The sequence below is a fragment of the Methylophaga pinxianii genome (assembly GCF_020447225.1).
Taxonomy (GTDB): domain Bacteria; phylum Pseudomonadota; class Gammaproteobacteria; order Nitrosococcales; family Methylophagaceae; genus Methylophaga; species Methylophaga pinxianii.
In genome coordinates this window covers 1-3,802 of record NZ_JAJAEO010000101.1, presented here as the reverse complement: position 1 = coordinate 3,802, position 3,802 = coordinate 1, and the positions used below count along the sequence as shown (strand labels likewise).

2 protein-coding genes are annotated in these 3,802 nt (G+C 46.6%); both read right to left on the bottom strand.

All coding sequences use genetic code 11. The features are described 5' to 3' along the window. Window positions 1-1,088, bottom strand: a 1,088-nt coding sequence (locus LGT40_RS00695) for a TolC family protein (RefSeq protein ID WP_226343125.1), incomplete at its 3' end; no start/stop codon positions are given. Window positions 1,089-1,098: 10 nt separating this feature from the next. Continuing rightward, window positions 1,099-3,802, bottom strand: a 2,704-nt coding sequence (locus LGT40_RS00690) for an efflux RND transporter permease subunit (protein ID WP_226343124.1), incomplete at its 5' end; no start/stop codon positions are given.

Genomic DNA, 3,802 nt, shown 5'->3' with positions numbered 1-3,802 from the left:
CCTCCCATGTCAAAGCTGCGTTGCTGCATATCGACATACTGCTGACTAACCTCATACTGCTCTTTTAATAAGCTTTGTCTGTGCTGCAATGTTTTAAGATTATCCATAGCAGCCAGCAATTCCGCTTCCAGTCGACGTTTTTGTTGTTGGTGAGCGATCTGCAAATCAGCCAATTGTCGACTGGCTTCTGCAATAGCCGGTTGCTGATAGGCTTCATCATTCAGTGCAAAGCTGACCCCAACGCCAATACTGTTGTTATAGGGATCGGCGTGTTCATCCCGCTCACGCTTCACACCCAAGGATAAACTCGGGTGACTCACATTATCGTAACGCGCATTTGCCATTTCACTACGCTGTCTGGCAATTTGTTGTTCAAGTTCTGCCAGCAAAGGATGTCCATGATCTATTTCAGTGACTGACGGTAAAGCTTCTTCAATCACATCAGGTAAGACTTGTTGCCCCGTTAAATAGTGATACTGATTCAGACTCTGCTGTAGCTCCATTTTGGCTGAGGCTAATTGTGATTGCATTTCCAGCTGATGACTTTTTGCCAGAAGTGATTCTGAAGTCGCCAAATCACCGCCTTTAACTCGATTTTCTACATTTTTCAGTAAGTTATCAGCATTTTCCAATAAGGATTCCGCATGACGTACTTTGGCGGCTGAGAGCATCACCAACCAAACATGGCGCCTTACCTGAGCAGAGGCATCCAATCGGATACGCTGTTGATAATAGGGAACTTCTGCGGCCAGCTGACGTGACAGATTCTGTTGCTGACGCTTTTCACCCGGTAGCCAAATCGGCATCTCAACAGAGGACTCCCACTCCTGCAGCCCATCACTGCTGCCAATAACATCATTAAAATGATTAACCGACAAACTCAAAGGCTCAGCAAATAGTTTGCCAGCAAGTGTGGAACGGCTCTGAGCCAGAGCATCCATACTGGATTCAGCTTGTCTCGCAGGGTGATGCGTGAAAACATAATCGGTCAATGTTTTCAAGGTGATGGGCGCATCATCTGCAAGAGCACTGTTACTTGATACAGCACAGCCAATTCCGAATAACAAACAAACTACACGCAAATTCATGTTCTCTCCCTTATTCGGTGGTGGCCGCTTTACCAGCTCGAAGCTCGGCAAACTTTCCAGCAATGCTTTCATGAAATGATAATAATGCTGGAATGACCAATAACACTAAAATCGTCGCAAACATTAACCCAAATGAAATCGATACCGCCATTGGAATTAAAAACTGCGCCTGCGGCGAGGTTTCAAATAACAAAGGTGTCAGGCCACCAATCGTGGTTAATGATGTTAATAATACGGCTCTTAAACGTAAAACCGAGGCTTCAATAATCGCATTTTGTATATCCAGCCCCTTTTCTCGCAAATTTTTAAAAAATGTCACCAGTATAATCGCATTGTTCACCACGATACCCGACAAACCAAATATGCCAAATAAAGACAGAATGGTCAGATCAATATTTAATAACCAGTGGCCCACCAAAGCACCAATAAGACCAAAAGGGATTGCTGTCATCACCACTAATGGCCAGCCATAAGACGCAAATACCCAGGCGAGAATGATATAAATCAACGCAAACGCCAACAGAACACCCTGTTTCATATCACCAATCGTGTCGGCCTGTTCTTCGGCTCTGCCTTCAAAGACTACCTGTATGCCATAACGGGCCATCAGCTCGGGCAGGAATTCACCTTGTAAGTCGGCAAGAATCACATTGTTATTGGTGACTTGACTGTCCACCGTCGCTGTCACATGTACGGCCAGACGGGTATCGGTATGGCGTAACACATCAAAGCCACGTCGGGCATCAAAATGCACCACGGAGTCCAGTGGCACACTACCACCGTCTGGCAAGCGGATCATAAAGTCGTCCAAAGAAGCCTGCGTATTTCGCTGACTATCCGGAAACATTACCCGGACCTCGACTTCATCATCGCCGTCCTGAAAAATCTGCACCAGGCGCCCGTCATAAGCTGAACGTAATTGTCTGCCCACATCTTCGACCGTTAATCCCAGGACTTGCCCCTGCTCCTTAAGACGATATATCAGTTGTGATTGACCATAAGGCAGATCATCTTCAATCGCACTCACGCCAGGATAACGCTGTAATGCTTCTATAAGGTCTTTGGCAGCAGCTTTCAGATTATCGGTATTCCCGCCGGTCAACCGGATATCAATATCACTGCCCGGTGGGCCACCCCGACGTTCGGAAATGGTGAAGGTTTCAATACCTGCTGGCATCACGATCTTCTCACGCCATGCATTGATAAATGTCTGGTTTCTGACATCGCGTTGATCCGGAGACGTTAGCTCAACTTGCATGGAGGCAAAACGATCATCAACCTGAGCATCAGACATGCCGCCGGCTGTACCCGCTGCGCCTAACTTGCTGGTTGCCACATCAACTAACGGTTGATCCCATTGCTGATCGGTTTCTTGTAATGTGGCCGTCATATGCTGTAGAAATTTATTCACTTCACTGCGTGGCGTACCAGCGACAAAACGTGCATTGGCTAACACCGTCGTACCTTCAGGTGATGGGAAAAAGTTAAAGCTGATTCGCCCGCCAACCAGTAATCCGAAACTGACGATCAGCAAAGCCATAGCAATACTCACCGTTAAACCCCGGTTTTTAACTGATTTGGTTACTAACGGTCGGAAAAGATCATCACGAAGGTAATTGAAAGCGCTGTCCAGTCGAGCACGAATCGCGGAAGGTTTGGCATGATGAATATTGTGAAAACTATGACGTAAGTGACCGGGTAGAATTAAAAAACATTCAATCAACGAAGCGGTAATCACGCAAATCACGACAAACGGAATATCAAACAGAATATTACCTATGACACCACTGATGAGCATCAACGGAATAAAAGATGAAATTGTGGTTAAAGAGGAAGAAAGAATCGGTGCCAACATCCGTCTGGCACCACCCTCTGAAGCGGTCAGAGAAGGTTCACCACTTTGATAATGCGCAAAGGCATCCTCACCTACCACGATGGCATCATCCACAATAATCCCTAGCGACATAATCAGACCAAACAAACTGATCATATTGATACTGCCACCCAGGGCATATAGCACAGCCAGTGCGGCCATAAAGGAAACCGGAATCCCCACCGCGACCCAAAAAGCCACACGGCCATGCAGAAACAAAAACAGAATGCCTAACACGAGCAACAAGCCACCCAGGCCGTTTTTTAAAAGCAGATTAATACGTTCTTTAATCAGCTCCCAACTTGCGTCATATACTTTCAGCTCAACGCCATCTGGTAGCGTGCCGGCCCTTTCATCCAGCCATTGTTCAAGCACACGAGCACTTTTCAGTGAGTCGGCATTTTCAGTACGTTGCAACTCCAATTCAATAGCGGGTTGCCCCTGATAAAACAGATTCATCTGCTTACGTAACGGCCGACGTTCAATCGTTGCGACATCTTCCAGTTTGACCAGTCCATTGGCAAAATCAGACTGCAGGGCAAATTCAGCAAATGCTTGTACATCTCGGCCCTGATCCAGACTGCGAATCTGCCGGGTGCTCTCAGCATTGCCAATTTCACCGGCAGGTAAATCCTGACTCAGTTGAGCAATACGATTAGCCACTTGATCCAGATCTAATCCCAGCGCTTCTAATTTGGTTTTATCCAACTGGATAGCAATCTCTTCCAGCGGCAGCCCTGTAATATTGATTCGCGAGATACCACGATCCAGAAGTTCATGTTCAATATCATGAGCAAGATAGCGTAATGACGCTAAATCACCGGTTTCACTGGTAATGAGA